This window comes from uncultured Serinicoccus sp. (genome assembly GCF_947500995.1).
Classification (GTDB): Bacteria; Actinomycetota; Actinomycetes; order Actinomycetales; family Dermatophilaceae; genus Ornithinicoccus.
This window is the reverse complement of sequence record NZ_CANMUA010000008.1, coordinates 1-16,425: the sequence shown is the minus strand read 5'-3', so window position 1 is coordinate 16,425 and position 16,425 is coordinate 1. Positions and strand designations below refer to the sequence as shown.

Below are 16,425 nucleotides of genomic sequence, written 5' to 3'. Positions count from 1 at the left end.
AGGTCGCGCGGACCTACCGCGCGTGCCGTGCGAGGAGGTCGGCCGTGCTCAGCCAGCGCTCGCCCTCCTCGACGTAGCCCAGCCGGTGCAGCCACACCCCCGTCGTCACCCGCTCCACGAAGGCCCAGGCGTCGACCCGGTCCGGCTCCAGCCCGAGGCGCCGGCTCACCGAGGCGACCTGGCGGCGGTGCCACTCGCGCGCGGCCGCCGGCCCGTCGGCGCTGGAGATATGCTCCAGCTCGGTCATGAGGTCGCGGAGCGCGACGCCGACGTCGTAGTCGCGCTCGCAGAGGAAGCCGTCGGGGTCGATGAAGGCGTACCCGCCGCCGGGGCGTTGGAGCGCGTTGAGGCTGTGGGCGTCGCCGTGGACGACCACCCGGTCCGGGTGCGGGTGCTCGACCAGCTCGCGGGACAGGGCGGCGGCCCGGTCGAAGGCCGCGGTGTGCCGGTGCACCCAGCCGCCGTCGGCGATCTCGGTCTCCACGATGGCGAGCAGCTGGCTGGCCTTCTCCCCGGGCTGCTCGTCCTGGGCGACGTCCAGCGGCAGCTCCCAGGCCTGCTCGAGCAGGCGGACGAGGACCTCGACCTGGGCGAGACCGTCGGCGGTGGTGCGGGCGAGCGAGGGCCCCAGCCGCTCGAGGATGGCTGCGCCGAGGTCCGCGTCGTGGTCCAGCACCCGGCAGTAGCCGCGCCCCGCCGCCGCCCGCATGACCCGCACCTGCTGGCCCAGGTCGGTGCCCGCGTCGTCGAACTTCACCGCCGCCGGCTCCCCGCCCCGCCGGACCTCGAGCACGGGGAGGCCGACGCCGTCGGTGTGCGCCCGTTCGATCACCAGGTCCCACCGCCGCACCGTCCGGGCCAGGACCTCCGGGAAGCGTTCCAGCAGCGCGGCCGCCCACTCCTGGTCGGCCCACGGGCGGGCCCGCGCCACCGCCACCACCTCCGACTGCTCCACGCGGGCGATGGTGCCAGATGAGCCCGACCGTAGACTCGCCGGCGTGTTCCCCCGACCCCGCGCACGGCGCCACGGCCGTGGCGCCACCCGGCGCGCCGGCCTCGCCGCCCTGCTCGGAGGCGTGCTGGCGCTCACCGCGCTGCCCGCGACAGCCCTGACCGGCGACGAGGACGACCTGGGCGCCCGGGCGCTGCGGGACGAGGGATGGAGCGAGCCGTCGCTGGAGCTCTCCGACCTGACGCAGGCCGCACCGGTCCACCCCATGACGCCGCCGCTGAGCGCCGTGACCCGGATGTACCCCTCCTACTACGCCGACGGCTGCCACGTCGGACGCCGCGGCACGGAGGTGGCCCCCGGCTGCGTCTACGGCGACCCCGACGGCGAGGTGGAGGTGGCTGTCCTCGGCTCCTCCAAGGTGGGTCAGTACTTCCCGGCCCTGGAGGAGATCGCGCTGCGCGAGGGCTGGCGGCTGCGGATGTACACCAAGCTCGCCTGCTCCTTCGTCGACGAGCCGGAGCCGACCTACCCGGAGTGCGACGACTACAAGGCCGTCCTCCGCGGGCACCTGGAGGACCACCGGCCCGACCTCGTCATCACCGGGGGGATGCGACGCGAGGTCCCGGAGGGCTACGAGCGCACCTGGACGTGGCTGCGCGAGGAGCTCGGGGTGGAGCAGGTCGTAGGGCTGTGGGACTCACCGGTCCCCAGCGACGGCAACCCCTCGGCCTGCGTCGCCGAGACCCTGGCGGACGGGGGCGACCTGAGGTCCTGCGCGGTGTCGCTGCGGGAGTCGCGCAGCGGCAACCCGTCGATACGCGAGGCGGCCGACCGGGTGCCTGGCGCGATGTTCGTCGACCTGCGCGACTGGGTGTGCCCCACGACCTACCTCAGCCCGCGGTGCGCCGCCGTGGTCGGCCGCGCCCAGCTCTACGGCAGCGGCTCCCACCTCGTCCCGACCTACACCGCCACCCTGACCGACCCGCTGCACCAGCGTCTGCACGAGGCCGGGGTGGCGTCATACCGGCCCTCCGTCGACCGGGTGGGCGGCGCGGACCGGTATGCCACCGCCGCCCTCCTGACCCGCGACGTCGAGCCCGGTGGCCGGGTCTTCCTCACCAGCGGACGCGACTTCCCGGACGCCCTCGCCGCGGCGGCCAAGGCCGGCGCCCGCGGCGAGGCGGTGCTGCTCACCGGCGGCCCGGCGCTGCCCTCCGCGACCCGCGAGGCGCTGCTGCGGCTGGCCCCGAGCGAGGTCGTGGTGGTCGGTGGCGAGGACGCCGTCCCCGAGACGGTCGTGGAACAGGTCGCCGAGCTGGCCCCGGTGGACCGGGTGTCGGGCCGCGACCGGCACGAGACCGCGGCAGCGCTCGCCCTTGTCGAGCCGGTGCAGGAGCGGGGCATCGTCGTCGTCGCGACCGGCGCGGGCTTCCCGGACGCCCTCGCGGCCGCGGGCCGGGCGGGGCAGCAGGGCGCGCCGATCCTGCTGGTGCGTCAGACGGAGGTCCCGGAGGCCACCGCCGCGGCGCTGCGCGAGCTGGACCCGGCCAGGATCGTCGTCGTCGGTGGCGAGGGGGCCGTGGCGAGCACGGTCGAGGAGGACCTGAAAGACCTGGGCAGCAGCGTCGAGCGGATCGGGGGCAGCGACCGCTACGCCACCGCCGCGCTGCTCGCCGGGCGGGGTGCCGAGGTGCTGCACGTCGGGTCCGGGGTGGCCTTCGCCGACGCGCTCGCGGCCGGACCCGTCGCGGCCGCCCGGGGCGGCTCGGTGCTGCTGACGGCGCCCGACCGGGTCCCCACCGCGACGCGCGAGGCGCTGGAGCGCATCGGGCCCGAGCGCGTCGTGCTCACCGGCGGTGCCGGTGCGGTCGGTGAGGACGTCCGGCGGACGCTACTGCGGCTGACCTCCTGACCGGAGGGCGCCGCCCCTCTCAGAGGTCGGCGAGCAGGGCGGCCGGCTGCTCGACGCAGTCGGCGACGAACCGCAGGAAGCCGCCCGCCGTGCCGCCGTCGCACACCCGGTGGTCGAAGGTGAAGGACAGCTGGGTGACCTTGCGGACCTTGACCTTGCCCCGGTGCGCCCACGGCTTGTCGACGATGCGCCCCACGCCCAGCATCGCGGCCTCGGGGTGGTTGATGATCGGCGTCGAGCCGTCCACCCCGAAGACGCCGTAGTTGTTCAGCGTGAAGGTGCCGCCGGTCAGCTCGGCCGGGGAGACCTTGCCGTCCCGCGCCTTGAGGGTGAGCTCGCGCAGCGCGGCGGCCAGCTCGGTCGTCGTCATCGCGTGCGCGTCGTGCACGACCGGCACGACGAGCCCGCGCGGGCTCTGCGCGGCGAAACCGAGGTGCACCGCGCCGTGGTGGACGATCTCCCCGGCCTCGGTGTCGACCGAGGAGTTGAGCGCCGGGTAGGCCCGGAGGCCCGCCACGGTGATCCGGGCCAAGAGGGGCAGCACGCCGATCCCGGCGTCGGGCCGCGCGGCCTTGAGGGCGTCCTTGGCCTTCATCAGCCGGGTGGCGTCGACGTCGACCCAGGTGGTGGCGTCCGGGATCTCGCGCCGCGAGGTGGACAGCCGCTCGACCATGAGCCGCTGCACCCCCTGGATGGGGATGCGCGTGTCACCCGGCGAGCGGCGGGGCGCACCGGGCTGTGCCGCGGCAGGGCTGGGATCGCCGGCCGGGTGGTCCGTCCGGGAGGAGAGGTATACCTCCAGGTCCGCCCGGCGGACGACCCCGGTCGGGCCGGGGGTCACCGCGGTCAGGTCGACGCCGTGCTCGCGGGCCAGGTGCCGCACCAGGGGGGAGATGACCCGCACCGCACGGCCACCATTCGCGGTGCTCGGTGGGGTGGTGGAGGAACCACTCTCGGCGCTCGGTGGGGTGGTGGAGGAACCACTCTCGGCGCTCGGTGGGGTGGTGGGGGAACCACTCTCGGCGCTCGGTGGGGTGGTGGGGGAACCATTCGCGGTGCTCGGTGGGGTGGTGGGGGCGGTAGCGGACGTGGTGGTGCGGCCACGCCGGCGGCGGCCGCCCGTCCGGCGGGCCGGGCCGTCACCCGCGCCGTAGCCGATGAGGGGACGCTCCGGCTGGTCCTCGCCCTCGCCGTCCACGCCCTCCCCGGCGGGGCGGGCGCCCGCCTGCTCCTCCTCGCGGTACTGCTCGCCCCCGGCCCCGGCCCCGGCCCCGGCCCCGGCCCCGGCCCCGCCCCCGGCCCCGGCCCCGGCCCCGCCCCCGGCCCCGGCCCCGGCCCCGCCCCCGGCCCCGGCCCCGCCCCCGGCGCCGGTCGCGTCCGCGCCGGTCGCGCCCGACCGGTCGGCTCCGGACTCGCCCGGCGCGCCGATGGTGATGAGCGGCTCGCCGACGGGCAGGACCTGGCCGGCCTCGGCGTGCACCCGGGCGACGGTGCCGGCATACGGGCAGGGCACCGACACGGCGGCCTTCGCGGTCTCGACGGTGACGACCTCCTGGTCGACGCCGACCTCGTCACCGGCGGCGACGTGCCACTCGACGATCTCCGCCTCGGTGAGGCCCTCGCCGAGGTCCGGTAACCGGAAGACCTGCGTCATGCCGACACCTCCTGAGGGGCGTGGGTGAGGTCCGGCTCGTCGTCCCACTGCAGCCGGGCGATGGTGTCGAGGATCCGGTCGATCCCGGGCAGGTGGGTGTGCTCGAGCTTGGGGGGCGGGTAGGGGATGTCGAGCCCGGTGACCCGCAGGACGGGCGCGGCCAGGCTGTGGAAGCAGCGCTCCTGCACCCGGGCCGCGATCTCGGCGCCCATGCCGGCGAAGCCCTGCGCCTCGGCGAGCACGACGGCCCGCCCGGTCCGCCGCACCGACGCCTCGACGGTGGCGTCGTCGAAGGGCACGAGGGAGCGCAGGTCGACGACCTCCACGTCCCAGTCCTCCTCCGCGGCCGCGACCTCGGCGGCCTTGAGCGCGGCCGCGACCTGCGGCCCGTAGGTGACGAGGGTGACGTCGGTGCCTTCACGACGCACCACGGCCTGACCGATGGGCTCGGTGCGGGTGGGCAGCTCGAGCTCGGCCTTGGCGTAGTACTGGCTCTTGGGCTCCATGAAGACCACCGGGTCGTCGGAGGCGATGGCCTCGCGCAGCAGGGAGTAGGCGTCGGCCGGCGTCGCGGGGGTGACGACGTGCAGCCCCGGCGTGTGGACGTAGTAGCCCTCCGAGGAGTCGCAGTGGTGCTCGACGCCACCGATGCCCCCGGCATACGGGATCCGGATGGTGATGGGCATCGGCAGCGCGCCGCGGGTGCGGTTGCGCATCTTGGCGATGTGCGAGACCACCTGCTCGAACGCGGGGTAGCCGAAGGCGTCGAACTGCATCTCGACGACCGGGCGGAAACCCTGCATGGCCAGGCCCACCGCGAAGCCGGCGATCCCGGCCTCGGCCAGGGGGGTGTCGACGCAGCGGTCCTCGCCGAAGTCCCGGGTGAGGCCGTCGGTGATGCGGAAGACCCCACCCAGCGCACCGACGTCCTCGCCGAGGACGAGCACGTCCGGGTCCTCGGTGAGCGCGTCGCGCAGGGCCGTGTTGAGGGCCTTGGCGTAGGTGGTCGGGCTCATCGCGCGCTCTCCATCTCCTGCTGGGTGACGTGGCTGTCCAGCTCGCTGCGGACCATCTCGCGCTGCTCGAGCAGCTGCGGCGTCGGCCGGGCGTAGACGTGGTCGAAGAGCTCGAGCGGCTCGACCGTCGGCTCGGCGTTCATCCGGGTGCGCAGGTCGGCGGCCAGCGCGTCGGCCTCGTCGCGGACCTCCTGGATGCGCGCGTCGTCGAGGTGCCCCTCCTGGACGAGGTATGCCTGGAGCCGGACGATCGGGTCCTGCCCGGTCCACTCGTCGACCTCGTCGGCGGTGCGGTAGCGGGTGGCGTCGTCGGCGTTGGTGTGCGCCTCCATGCGGTAGGTGTGCGCTTCGACGAGCACCGGACCGTGCCCGGACCGGGCGTGCGCGTAGGCCTGCCGCATGACCGCCAGCATCGCGGCGGGGTCGTTGCCGTCGACCTGCTCGCTGCGCACGCCGTAGCCGACGCCCTTGTAGGCCAGGGCCGGGGCCTTGGTCTGCTTGGCCAGCGGCACCGAGATCGCGTACTTGTTGTTCTGGACGAGGAAGACCGCCGGGGCCTCGAAGACCGCGGCGAAGTTGAGGCCCTCGTGGAAGTCCCCCTCGCTGGTCGCGCCGTCGCCGATGAGGCACAGCGCGAGACCGTCGCTGCCGCGGCGGGTCAGGCCGTGCGCCGCGCCGGCGGCGTGGACCGCCTGGGTGGCCAGCGGGGTGCACTGGGGCGCGGTCCGGGTGGCCCGCGGGTCGTAGCCGCAGTGCCAGTCGCCGCGCAGCAGGGTGAGCACCTCGACCGGGTCGATGCCGTGGGTGACCAGCGCCATGGAGTCGCGGTAGGTCGGGAAGAGCCAGTCCTGCTCGGCCAGCGCCAGGACCGGCGCGACCTGACAGGCGTCCTGCCCGCGCGAGCTGGGGTAGACGGCCAGGCGGCCCTGCTTGGTGAGCGCCGTCGCCTGGGCGTCGAAGCGGCGGCCGACGACCATGCCGCGCCAGACGGCGAGGAGGTCCTCGGGGACCGGCATGGCGTATCCGCGGGCAAGGGCCTGCTCGCCCGGGTCGACGGCGGTGCCGTCGGCGGCGAGCAGCTGCACCGGTGCGGGGCAGGGGAGCAGTTCGGTGATGTCACTCATCGTCGAGTCCTCGGTCCTCACGTAGACGTCTAGGGGTCATCGTCCCGCGCCAGCGCACACTCTGACGACATCAAGCGCAGATCCTGGACGGGTGGCAGGATGTCGGCATGGCAGAAGACCGTTCGTCCGAGAGCGGTCCGGTCCTCCGGAGGGGGGCCGGACAGGTTGCCGCACCCCTGGACGAGACCGACCACGCCATCGTCGCCGAGCTGCGGCGCGACGGCCGGCTCTCGGTCCGCGCCCTCGCCGAACGGGTGCACATCAGCCGGGCGACGGCATACTCCCGGCTCGAGCGGTTGCACCGCGAGAAGGTGATCACGGGGTATGCCGCCCGCGTCGACGCCGACAAGCTCGGCCTGGCGACCGCGGCCTACGTGTCGGTCTCGATCGAGCAGGGGGCGTGGCGCGAGGTGCTGGACGCGCTCGAGACGCTGCCCGGGGTCGAGAAGGTAGCGCTGGTGGGGGCGGAGTTCGACATGCTCGTGGAGGTGCGGGCGCGGGACAACCACGAGCTGCGGGACGTGGTCCTGGGGCGGATCCAGGGCGTCCCCGGCGTGCGGGCCACCCGTACCTGGCTGGTCTTCGACGAGTGGGAGCGCTGAGGCGAGATGACCGACATCCTCGTGGTGGCCCTGGCCGTGCTGGCGTTCAGCGTCCTGGCCGGCCGCCTCGGCGGCACCCCCGTCACCATGCCGATGATCTTCACCACGGCGGGGATCCTGCTCGGGCCGGCGCTGCTGGACGTCGTGCGCCTCGACCCCCGCGACGAGCTGGTCAGCGTCCTCGCGGAGGCCACCCTCGTCGTCGTCCTCTTCACCGACGCCTCCCGGCTCGACCTGCGGACGGTCCTCCGCGAGCACAGCATGGCGCTGCGGCTGCTCCTCGTCGGGCTGCCGGCCGCCGTGCTCATCGGGACCGGGGCGGGGTGGCTGCTGCTGCCGGGCCTGCCGCTCGTCGCGCTGGCGGTCCTGGCCGCCACCCTGGCCCCCACCGACGCGGCCCTGGGCCAGTCCTTCGTCGAGAGCCCCTCGGTGCCGAGCCGCATCCGCCAGACGCTCAACGTGGAGAGCGGGCTCAACGACGGGCTCGCGGTGCCGTTCGTCGTCATCCTCATCGACGTGGCGCTGGACCGGACCGGCTCCCTGTCCGACTACGCCGTGCTCCTCGTGCAGATCGTCGGGCTCGGCTTCCTCGTCGGCGGCCTCAGCGGCTGGCTGGGCGGCCGTCTGCTGAGCTGGGCCCACGACCGGTCCTGGACCACCGCGGCCTCGCTGCGGCTGGGGGTGGTCGCCGTGGCCGGCGCCGCCTACTCCGCGGCGGAGGTCCTCGGCGGCAACGGCTTCGTGGCCGCCTTCGTCGCCGGGATCGTCGTCGGGGCCACCGCACGGCCGGTGCTGGAGCACACGACGACCTTCGCCCGGTCCGAGGGCCAGCTGCTGGCCCTGCTCACCTTCCTGCTCTTCGGGGTGGCCATCGTCGGCGACATCCTCGCCGACCTGGAGTGGCGCTACGTCGTCTACGCCCTGGCGTCCCTGCTGGTCGTGCGGATGCTGGCCACCGCGCTGGCGCTGCTCGGCAGCGGGGTGAGCGCGGCGACGGTGCTCTACGTCGGCTGGGCGGGCCCTCGTGGCCTGGCCTCGATCGTCTACGCCGTCCTCGTCGTCACGACCGCGGGGCTGCCGATGAGCGAGGAGATCTTCGTCGTCGCCGGCTGGACCATCCTGCTGAGCGTCTACCTCCACGGGCTGAGCGCGGCCTGGGTCAGCCGACGCTACGGCGCGAGCGTCGAGGGAGCGCCCCGAGCACCGGCATACCAGCCACCTGCCGCTGCGGCTGGCGCGCGCGCACCGGCACGGGTGAGCCCCCAGGGCCCGGACGGCGGCCTCAGAGCGAGGTGGCGGCGAGCTTGACGCCGAAGCCGACGAAGACGGCGCCCACGGCGCCGGTGAGCCCGCCGGCGGTGCGACGGTGCTGCCGGAAGCCGCGGGCCAGGGCGGTGCCGGCGACGATGAGCGCCCCGAGGTAGAGCATGCTCAGCACCTGCATCGTCGCCGCCAGCACGAGGAAGTCGGCCAGCGGCCGGGCGGAGTCCGGGCGGAGGAACTGCACGAAGAAGGCCACGAAGAAGAGGATCGCCTTGGGGTTGAGCAGGCTGAGCACGAGGGCGGTCGTGAAGGAGCCGCCGCGGCGCGTCGGCGCGTCGGCCGGTGCGGCCTCGGCGCGGGTGGGGCGACGCAGCGCGGCCAGCCCGGCGCGCACGAGGCGCAGCCCGATCCAGGCGAGGTAGGCGGCGCCGAGGTACTTCACCACGCTGAAGACCACCGGGTTGCCGCGGAGCAGCGACGCGGCCCCCAGGAAGGTGAGGCCCATGAGCACCGAGTCACCGACGAAGACGCCCAGGGCGGCCGCCCAGCCGCGGCGGACCCCGCTGCGGGCCGCCTCGGAGAGCACGAACATCGAGTTCGGACCGGGCAGCAGGACGATGAGCAGGGCGGCGACGAAGAACGTCCCGTAGTCAGGGATCCCCAGGAGCACAGGACCAGCGTAGGGCCGGCGTGGCCCCCACGGAAAGTCCCGGACCTCCGGCCCGTGTCATGGGTCTGACCCGGCCCCGGGCGTCCCTCGGCGGAATAGCGAGGAGCCTGTGGTGTTGACCTCCCCGAGCCCGGTCCGGGCACCCTCGATCCCAGGAGGAGATGGTCATGCGCGCAGCCAGCTACGACACCTACGGCGGCCCCGAGGTCCTCACCGTCGGTGAGCGGCCGGACCCGCCGGTCGGCCCCGACACCGTCCTCGTGCGGGCCCGGGCGACCAGCGTCAATCCGGTGGACTGGAAGGTCCGCGAGGGCTACCTCCAGGGCGCCTTCCCCCACCACCTGCCGATCGTCCCGGGCTGGGACGTCGCCGGCGTGGTCGAGGCCGTGGGCCCGGCCGTGCGCACCGGGCTGCAGGTCGGTGACGAGGTATGGGGCTACGTCCGCCGCGACGACGTCTTCGCCGGTACGGCCGCGGAGCTGGTGCCCGCACCCGAGCGGACGGTGTCGCTCAAGCCCGCCGGACTGAGCTTCGAGGAGGCGGCGTCGGTGCCGCTCGCCGGGCTCACGGCATACCAGGCGCTGACCGAGGCCCTCGCCGTGGGCGAGGGTGACCGCGTGCTCGTGCACGCGGCGTCCGGCGGCGTCGGCCAGTTCGCCGTCCAGATCGCCCGCTCCCTGGGCGCCAAGGTCATCGGCACCGCCTCACCGGCGAACCACGACCTCGTGCGCGACCTCGGCGCGACCCACGTGCTCGACCACGGCGCCGGGCCGGTCGGCGAGCAGCTCGGCACCGTCGGCGGACCTGTGGACGCTGTCCTCGACCTGATCGGCGGCGACGCCATGGCGGACATCTCCGCGCAGGTGAAGGACACCGCCCGGGTCGCCTCGGTCATCGACGCCGAGCAGATGGGCCAGATCGGCGGGCACTACGTCTTCGTCCGGCCCGAGCGCGCGCACCTCGACGCGCTCGCCGACCTGGTCGACCGCGGGGAGCTGCGCGTCACCGTCGCCGCGACATTCGACCTCGACCAGATCGCCGACGCGCACCGTCTCTCCCAGGAGGGCAGCCCGGGCGGCAAGATCGCCGTACGGATCTGAGACGACGGCCCCCGTCAGGACGGCGACGGGGCTCGGCGGTGCCCGTCGCCGAGGCCCGGACGTGTGTCCGGTGGGCCCGACGTGCCCTCGGGGTTGAAGCGGTAGCCGACGCTGCGGACGGTCTCCACCATCTCCCCGGCGCCGTGGCGGCGCAGCTTCTGGCGCAGTCGGCTGACCCGCGACTCCAGGGCTCTGGGGCTGATGGTGTGGTCCTGGAGGTCGATGACCAAGGTGTCCCGGGTCACCACGACCCCGGGGCGTCTGGTCAGCGTCAGGAGCAGGTCGAACTCGGCGCGCGTGAGATCCACGTGCTGCGTGCCCAGGCGGACCGAGCGCGACTCGGGGTCGATGTGCAGGCGCATGGCGGCCGGTCCGGGCTCCACGAGCCACCCGCTGGCATTGCGGAGCAGGGCCTCGAAACGGGCGGCGAGGATGCGTGCCGCGGTGGAGGAGCTCACGACGTCCTGCGCGCCTCGCTCGAGCAGGGTCGCCTCGAAGTGGGGCGTGAGGTCGTCGACCACCACCAGCGTGGCCACCCTGAACTCGTCGAGCCATCGCTGTGCGTCGAGGAGGGCGGCCGAGACCGGCCCTCCGAGCACGATCGCCGCCCTGGGCCGTCGGTGGTCCAGGAGCCTGCGCAGCGCCTCGAGGTCGATGAGCTCAGCCCGGGCGCGACGTCGGAGCAGGTCGCGGCTGCGCCGCACCTCGACAGGTCCAGCACCCACGGGGATCAGCCAGACCGAGGCATCGACGTTCATGCGTGCCACGTCCGAGGCCATCACCACCATGGGCGCTCCCGGCCCTGGGCCGTGGCGCCGGGCAGGCGGGCGGACGGGACGGTGTAGTCGCGGGGTCGTTCGAGGAGCCACACGGGGTTGGACAGGGCGACGACCTCGCCCGAGGCCTGACGGACCCGGGTCCGGACGAAGCAGTCCGTGCCCGTCGAGACGTCGACCTCCACCTCGCCGGCACCGAGGTCCTCCGGCACGAACTGGTCGACGACCGCCGTCTCGGTCGCGCTCCCGCGGCCCGAGGCGTCCATGTCGACCCGGACGAGCTCCAGCCTCGACTGCGGGGGGAGGTTCGTGGCCACCAGGCGGACGCGCGTCGACCCGCTCCCGGCGACGGCGACCTGCCCCATGCGGCAGTCGTCACCACAGCGGATGTCGAGCCGGCCGGTGAAGAGGGTGGGGTCACCGAAGAACGCCTGTCCCCGCAGGAGCGCGGCCAGGAGGTCGTCCTGCTCTGCCGTGACGGACCACAGCCAGGTGACGAAGTTGTTCGTCTGCGTCGCCCAGTTCATCCCTGAGTGGTTGTCGCTGACCCCCAGGCCCGTCAGGAAGAGGCCACGACGCGAGCACTCGTCCCACAGGCGCTCGTGGCTGTCCAGGTCGGCACCACCACGCTGGCGGTAGCCGACCTCCAGGGCGGCGCAACCGTGCGCCCCGGTGTCGACCAGGTCAGCCGCCCGAGCCGCGACGAGCGACTCCTGGTCGGTCCGCGGCAAGGTGCCCCCTGCCACCCCGAAGGGATGGGCGTAGACGGCCACCCCGCCCGTGCTCCGGATCTCGGGGACCAGGGTCGTGGGATCGCCGTCGTCCTCGTCGGGGAGGCGGATGCGGGATCCGTACCAGCAGATGTGCGGTGTCGTCACCGACAGCTCCACCCCCTGCATCTGGCGCACGTCAGGGAACTGCGCTGCGTACGCCGTCATCACGTCACGCTGCGTCGCCGCCGGTTCCTGGCCCTCGACGTGGGTGCGCGCGATCTCCATGTCGCCCACGGCGCCCCGGACGGCACCGGAGCCCCACGCGAGGGCGGCGACGGAGAGCTGGGTGCACGAGGCGTCACGACCGTCGATCTCCGGCCAGGCCGCCGTGAGGTCACGGGCCGGGTCGATGACGACCTCCTGCCAGGCCCCGACGGGAACGCGGATGTAGACCTCCGCCACGTGGTCGACCACCTGGATACCCTCGCGATGGTCGCTGAAACGGTAGGAGAGCCGGTAGGGGCCGGGTGAGCGCTGCTCCAGAACGGGTCGCCAGGAGGTCAGGAGATCCACCGCCAGGAAGGCTCGATCCACGCGCTCCTCGAGATGCACGGCCAGCGTCCACCGCTGGCCGTGCAGGCTGGTGCTGTAGAGCGAGCGCTCCGACCGGGCCTGCAGCCGATGCTCCACACGCCGTCTGCCCTCGGCGCGGGCCTCGAGCTGGAGGACGGGGCTCGCCGAGGCGGCGCGGCCGGATGTCTCCTGGACGACGGCGTGCGAACCCCCCGGTCCTGCAGCGCTGCCGTCGACCTCCCAGGCCACCCGGTCCCCGGCGAGATCACCGGGTGACAGGCGGTCCAGGTAGCCCCGGGCGTTCATCCGCCAGTCATGGTCGGTCCACCACAGGGCCTGGACGCCCAGGGCGGCCGCCTGCTCGAGCTGGGCGTGCATGCTGCCGGCGCCCTCGCTGAAGCTCGAGTGCACGTGCAGCGCCGACATCACCGGTGCGGGCTCAGGGGCGGCCGACGCGGCGGTGGTCGTCGCGGCCTGGTCGTCCGGAGCGGTGGTCGCCGGGCGACATCCCACCACCCCTGCGAGCAGCAGTCCGCCCGTGCCCGACAGCAGCACCGAGCGGCGCGGTACCCGTGGACTGGTCAGTGCCCCCATCGAGATCCTCTCCGTGAGGCCGTGCCTCGACCGGGACGAGACAATGGCGAGCCTTGCAGCAGAGTAAAGAGAAGGTCAAGAAAAGGTCAAGATCGGGTCTGGTCAACAGCGGCCGCAGCGTGCATACTGCTTCTCAGGGTTCTTCGCTACACAGGCGCGAAGATGTTCGAGTTAGGCCAATCCCATGGTGTTCACCACCCCGGCGCGTCGTCGTGTCCAGCTGACGTCGCTCTTGTCGGCATGCGTCCTGATGTTCAGTGTCTTCGTGGCCCTGCCGGCATCGGCGGCCCCCCCGCCCGGTTCCCAGGGCGTGCCCGCGGTGCAGCTCCCCCTCGAGGACCCGATCGTCGACCCGCTGCCCGTGCACGACCGCATCGTGTCCGAGGTGCCGGCCCCGTGGACGCCCCAGATCCTCGACGGGCAGACGCTCGACATCGCGCAGAGCGGCAACTGGGTCGCCGTGGGGGGCAGCTTCTCGCAGGTCGCACCGGCCGGCGGGAGCCCGGTGCTGGCGAGGTCGAACGTCTTCGCCTTCAACGCCACCAACGGCGCCATCAACACGAGCTTCGCGCCCAGCGTGAACGGACAGGTGCGAGCCGTCGAAGCAGGCCCGACCCCGGGGACGGCGTACATCGGGGGGACCTTCCAGGGGGTCAACGGGGTGAACCGCAAGGTCGTCCTCATGGACCTCGCCTCCGGGCAGATCATCTCCAGCTTCGTCTCCCCGCCCATGAACGGTGCGGTGAACGACCTGTCCCTCGTCGGGAACCGTCTCTACGTCGGCGGGGTGTTCACGACCGTCGGCGGACAGTCGCACCGGGGTCTGGTGACCCTCAACGCCACCACCGGGGCGAGGGAGAACTTCCTGCAGGTCGCGCTGACGGAGAACCACAACTACACCGGGCAGCCTGGCCAGGCCCAGGCGCCGGTCGGTGCGAAGGCCATCGCGGTGAACCCGCAGGCCACCCAGATGGCGGTCATCGGCAACTTCCGCAAGGCGGACGGGCTGGAGCGGCGTCAGATGGTGCTCATCGACCTCACCGGTCAGCAGGCGGCCGTGCGGGAGGACTGGCGGACCGACCGGTACGCCCCCGGGTGCGCCACCAACGCCTTCGACACCTACGTCCGTGACGTGGAGCCCTCGCCGGACGGGTCGTTCTTCACCGTCGCCACGACCGGCGGTCCGTTCCCGGGGTCGCTGTGCGACACGGCGACCCGCTGGGACATCGCGGACAGCGGGCAGTCCGTGCAGCCGACCTGGATCGACGACACGGGCGGCGACACGCTGTACAGCGCCACGCCCAGCGGGGCTGCCGTCTACACGGGTGGCCACCAGCGCTGGCACAACAACGCCGGTGGCCGTGACTTCCCGGCGCCGGGTGCCGTCCCTCGACCCGGACTGGGCGGACTGGACATGACCACCGGAGTGCCGATCGCGTGGAACCCAGGGCGCAGCCCTCGGGGTGTGGGGGCCCAGAGCGTCGTGGTCACCGAGGACGGTCTCTGGGTGGGCAGCGACACGGAGCAGATCGGGCACTACCGCTACCGCCGACCCCGGCTGGCCTTCTTCCCGCTCGCTGGTGGCTCGCCCCTCGGCGAGGGCTCCACCGGCTCGCTCCCGTCCAACGTGTACCTGGCCAGCCCGCAACCGGCGGCCGCCGTCGGAGACGTGCTCTACCGCGTCAACGCCGGTGGACCGGAGGTGGCCGCGGGAGATGGCGGGATGAGCTGGTCGGCCGACAACGGCACGACCAACCCCCTGCGCAACAGCGGGAGCAACGCCGCCGGGTGGAGCCCCTCCGCCGCCCTCGACGGCAGCGTTCCTGCGGGGACGCCGGTGCAGCTCTTCGACACCGAGCGCTGGGACCCCGGCTCGCGGAACGACGGCGGTGAGATGGCCTGGGCCTTCCCGGTGCCCGCGGGTGAAGAGGTCGTCGTCCGGCTCTACTTCGCGAACCGATGCACCTGCACCACCCAGCCCGGGCAGCGCAACTTCGACGTGACCCTCGAGGGCAACCCCGTCCTCGACACCTACGACATCGCTGCGGACGTCGGTGACGGGGTGGGCACCATGAAGTCCTTCGAGGTCACCTCGGACGGGACCATCGACCTGCAGTGGCTGCACCGCACCGAGAACCCCCTGGTGAACGCCATCGAGATCGCCGAGGTCGCACCGGACGGCGAGCCGCAGCCCGAGGCGTCCGACCTGAGCCGCGTCTGGTACGGCGGGGCGCAGGTCACCAACCCGGTCGAGCCGGCGCCGGAGGGCGACGTGGACTGGGCCGAGGTCAGGGGTGCCGTCGTCATCGACGGTGAGCTGTTCTACGGGACGTCGGCCGGTGGCTTCGTCCGCCGTTCCTTCGACGGGTCGACCTACGGTGCGGCCGAGCAGATCGACCCCTACAACGACCCCTACTGGAGCGGCATCGAGACCGGCTCGGGCCAGACCTTCCGGGGCACGGTGCCCTCGTTCTACAGCCAGATCCCCAGCCTCACCGGCATGGCGTACGACGACGGGCGCCTGTACTACACGCGCAGCGGCCAGAACCGCATCTACTCGCGCGGGTTCTCCCCCGACAGCGGTGTCCTTCGCCAGCAGGTGGTCGAGGTGCCCGGCTTCGCGCCGGCCAACCTCGGCGGCATCTTCCTCGACGAGGCAGCCGAGAACCTCTACTTCGTCAACCGCGCCACGGGTTCGCTCTCGCGGATCGGGTGGGATGACGGCACCGTCGTCGGCGCACCGGTGGTCGTGAGCGGACCGGACATCGACGACATGGACTGGCGTGGACGTGCGGCCTTCCTCGCCGACGGCCCGGCGCCCGCCCCCAACGAGGTTCCGACCGCGGTCTTCGACGTCAGCTGCGACCGTCTGGAGTGCAGCTTCGACGGGTCCGCGAGCACGGATGCCGACGGGGAGATCGTCGACTACCTGTGGGACTTCGGTGACGGTACGACGTCCACCGACGTCGCTCCGACGCACACCTTCGACGAAGGCAGCTACACCGTCTCCCTGACGGTGACGGACAACAGGGGAGCCATCGGAGCCTCGACCTCCGAGGTGGACGTCGTCGCCAACGAGGGCCCGACGGCCGAGATCGCCGAGCCGGTGTGCGACCGCCTGGAGTGCAGCTTCGACGGGTCCGCATCCTCGGATCCCGACGACTCGATCGTGTCCTACTCGTGGAACTTCGGCGACGGGTCGCCCGAGCAGACGGGTCCGCAGGTCTCCCACGAGTTCTCCGCGGAGGGGAGCTACACGGTGACCCTGACCGTCGAGGACGAGTTCGGGGCGACCGACACCGCGGAGGTCGACATCGACGTCCTCGCCAACCAGCCGCCGGTGGCGGTGGTCGGTGAGCCGGTGTGTGATCTGTTGGAGTGTGCCTTCGACGGGTCGGAGTCCTCGGACCCTGATGGTGGTGACTCGGTGGTGGCGTGGTCGTGGGACTTCGGTGACGGGTCGCCGGCGGCGTCGG

Annotated in this window: 12 protein-coding genes; 5 read left to right on the top strand and 7 right to left on the bottom strand. The window is 73.2% G+C overall.

Translation table 11 applies throughout. The annotated features are described in order from the left end of the window. Positions 1-13 precede the first annotated feature (13 nt). The gene (locus Q0967_RS12850; RefSeq protein ID WP_299450391.1) at positions 14-955 is read right to left on the bottom strand and encodes an aminoglycoside phosphotransferase family protein; all 942 of its coding nucleotides are present in this window, start codon (positions 953-955) and stop codon (positions 14-16) included. 43 nt (positions 956-998) lie between these two features. Between Q0967_RS12850 and Q0967_RS12845 the strand changes: the two genes are divergently transcribed. Beyond that, positions 999-2,864 (top strand): cell wall-binding repeat-containing protein, encoded by a 1,866-nt coding sequence (locus tag Q0967_RS12845; RefSeq protein WP_299450389.1) that lies wholly within the window; start codon positions 999-1,001, stop codon positions 2,862-2,864. Positions 2,865-2,883: 19 nt separating this feature from the next. Here Q0967_RS12845 and Q0967_RS12840 read toward each other — a convergent pair whose 3' ends face one another. From Q0967_RS12840 to pdhA, 3 genes are read right to left on the bottom strand one after another with little or no spacing between them, the layout of a single operon-like run. Next, positions 2,884-4,518 carry a dihydrolipoamide acetyltransferase family protein gene (locus Q0967_RS12840; RefSeq protein WP_299450386.1) on the bottom strand — a complete coding sequence of 545 codons (1,635 nt, stop codon included), beginning with the start codon at positions 4,516-4,518 and terminating at the stop codon, positions 2,884-2,886. Continuing rightward, positions 4,515-5,534 carry an alpha-ketoacid dehydrogenase subunit beta gene (locus tag Q0967_RS12835; RefSeq protein WP_299450383.1) on the bottom strand — a complete coding sequence of 340 codons (1,020 nt, stop codon included), beginning with the start codon at positions 5,532-5,534 and terminating at the stop codon, positions 4,515-4,517. Before Q0967_RS12835 ends, Q0967_RS12840 begins: the two co-directional genes overlap by 4 nt. Then, positions 5,531-6,658, bottom strand: coding sequence for a pyruvate dehydrogenase (acetyl-transferring) E1 component subunit alpha (pdhA, locus tag Q0967_RS12830; protein WP_299450380.1), 1,128 nt, complete (start codon positions 6,656-6,658; stop codon positions 5,531-5,533). Before pdhA ends, Q0967_RS12835 begins: the two co-directional genes overlap by 4 nt. 107 nt (positions 6,659-6,765) lie before the next feature. On the opposite strand from pdhA, the gene Q0967_RS12825 reads away from it, so the two are divergent. Next, positions 6,766-7,260, top strand: coding sequence for an Lrp/AsnC family transcriptional regulator (locus tag Q0967_RS12825; protein WP_298749800.1), 495 nt, complete (start codon positions 6,766-6,768; stop codon positions 7,258-7,260). Positions 7,261-7,266: 6 nt separating this feature from the next. After that, a complete protein-coding gene (locus tag Q0967_RS12820) occupies positions 7,267-8,568 on the top strand; it encodes a sodium:proton antiporter (RefSeq protein ID WP_299450377.1) in 1,302 nt (433 codons plus the stop codon). Here the strand turns inward: Q0967_RS12820 and leuE are convergent. Further along, entirely contained in the window at positions 8,543-9,193 is a 651-nt protein-coding gene (leuE, locus tag Q0967_RS12815) for a leucine efflux protein LeuE (protein WP_299450375.1), read from the bottom strand. The two genes, Q0967_RS12820 and leuE, sit on opposite strands and share 26 nt — an antisense overlap. A 167-nt stretch (positions 9,194-9,360) precedes the next feature. Between leuE and Q0967_RS12810 the strand changes: the two genes are divergently transcribed. Further along, a complete protein-coding gene (locus Q0967_RS12810; RefSeq protein WP_299450372.1) occupies positions 9,361-10,293 on the top strand; it encodes an NADP-dependent oxidoreductase in 933 nt (310 codons plus the stop codon). 14 nt (positions 10,294-10,307) lie between these two features. Here the strand turns inward: Q0967_RS12810 and Q0967_RS12805 are convergent, their stop codons facing one another. Continuing rightward, entirely contained in the window at positions 10,308-11,051 is a 744-nt protein-coding gene (locus Q0967_RS12805; RefSeq protein WP_299450369.1) for a winged helix-turn-helix domain-containing protein, read from the bottom strand. A 20-nt stretch (positions 11,052-11,071) separates the two neighbouring features. Further along, positions 11,072-12,949: a hypothetical protein gene (locus tag Q0967_RS12800; RefSeq protein WP_299450366.1), complete on the bottom strand. Its 1,878-nt coding sequence runs from the start codon at positions 12,947-12,949 to the stop codon at positions 11,072-11,074. 250 nt (positions 12,950-13,199) lie between these two features. Between Q0967_RS12800 and Q0967_RS12795 the strand changes: the two genes are divergently transcribed. Further along, positions 13,200-16,425: PKD domain-containing protein (locus Q0967_RS12795; RefSeq protein ID WP_299450363.1), on the top strand; the 3,226-nt coding region annotated here is incomplete at its 3' end.

Excerpts from the sequence above, each read along its gene's own strand:
- Q0967_RS12810 (WP_299450372.1), top strand. The coding sequence starts at position 9,361 with ATGCGCGCAGCCAGCTACGACACCTACGGCGGCCCCGAGGTCCTCACC.
- Q0967_RS12800 (WP_299450366.1), bottom strand. The coding sequence starts at position 12,949 with ATGGGGGCACTGACCAGTCCACGGGTACCGCGCCGCTCGGTGCTGCTG.
- Q0967_RS12840 (WP_299450386.1), bottom strand. The coding sequence starts at position 4,518 with ATGACGCAGGTCTTCCGGTTACCGGACCTCGGCGAGGGCCTCACCGAG.
- Q0967_RS12835 (WP_299450383.1), bottom strand. The coding sequence starts at position 5,534 with ATGAGCCCGACCACCTACGCCAAGGCCCTCAACACGGCCCTGCGCGAC.
- Q0967_RS12820 (WP_299450377.1), top strand. The coding sequence starts at position 7,267 with ATGACCGACATCCTCGTGGTGGCCCTGGCCGTGCTGGCGTTCAGCGTC.
- Q0967_RS12805 (WP_299450369.1), bottom strand. The coding sequence starts at position 11,051 with ATGAACGTCGATGCCTCGGTCTGGCTGATCCCCGTGGGTGCTGGACCT.
- Q0967_RS12825 (WP_298749800.1), top strand. The coding sequence starts at position 6,766 with ATGGCAGAAGACCGTTCGTCCGAGAGCGGTCCGGTCCTCCGGAGGGGG.
- pdhA (WP_299450380.1), bottom strand. The coding sequence starts at position 6,658 with ATGAGTGACATCACCGAACTGCTCCCCTGCCCCGCACCGGTGCAGCTG.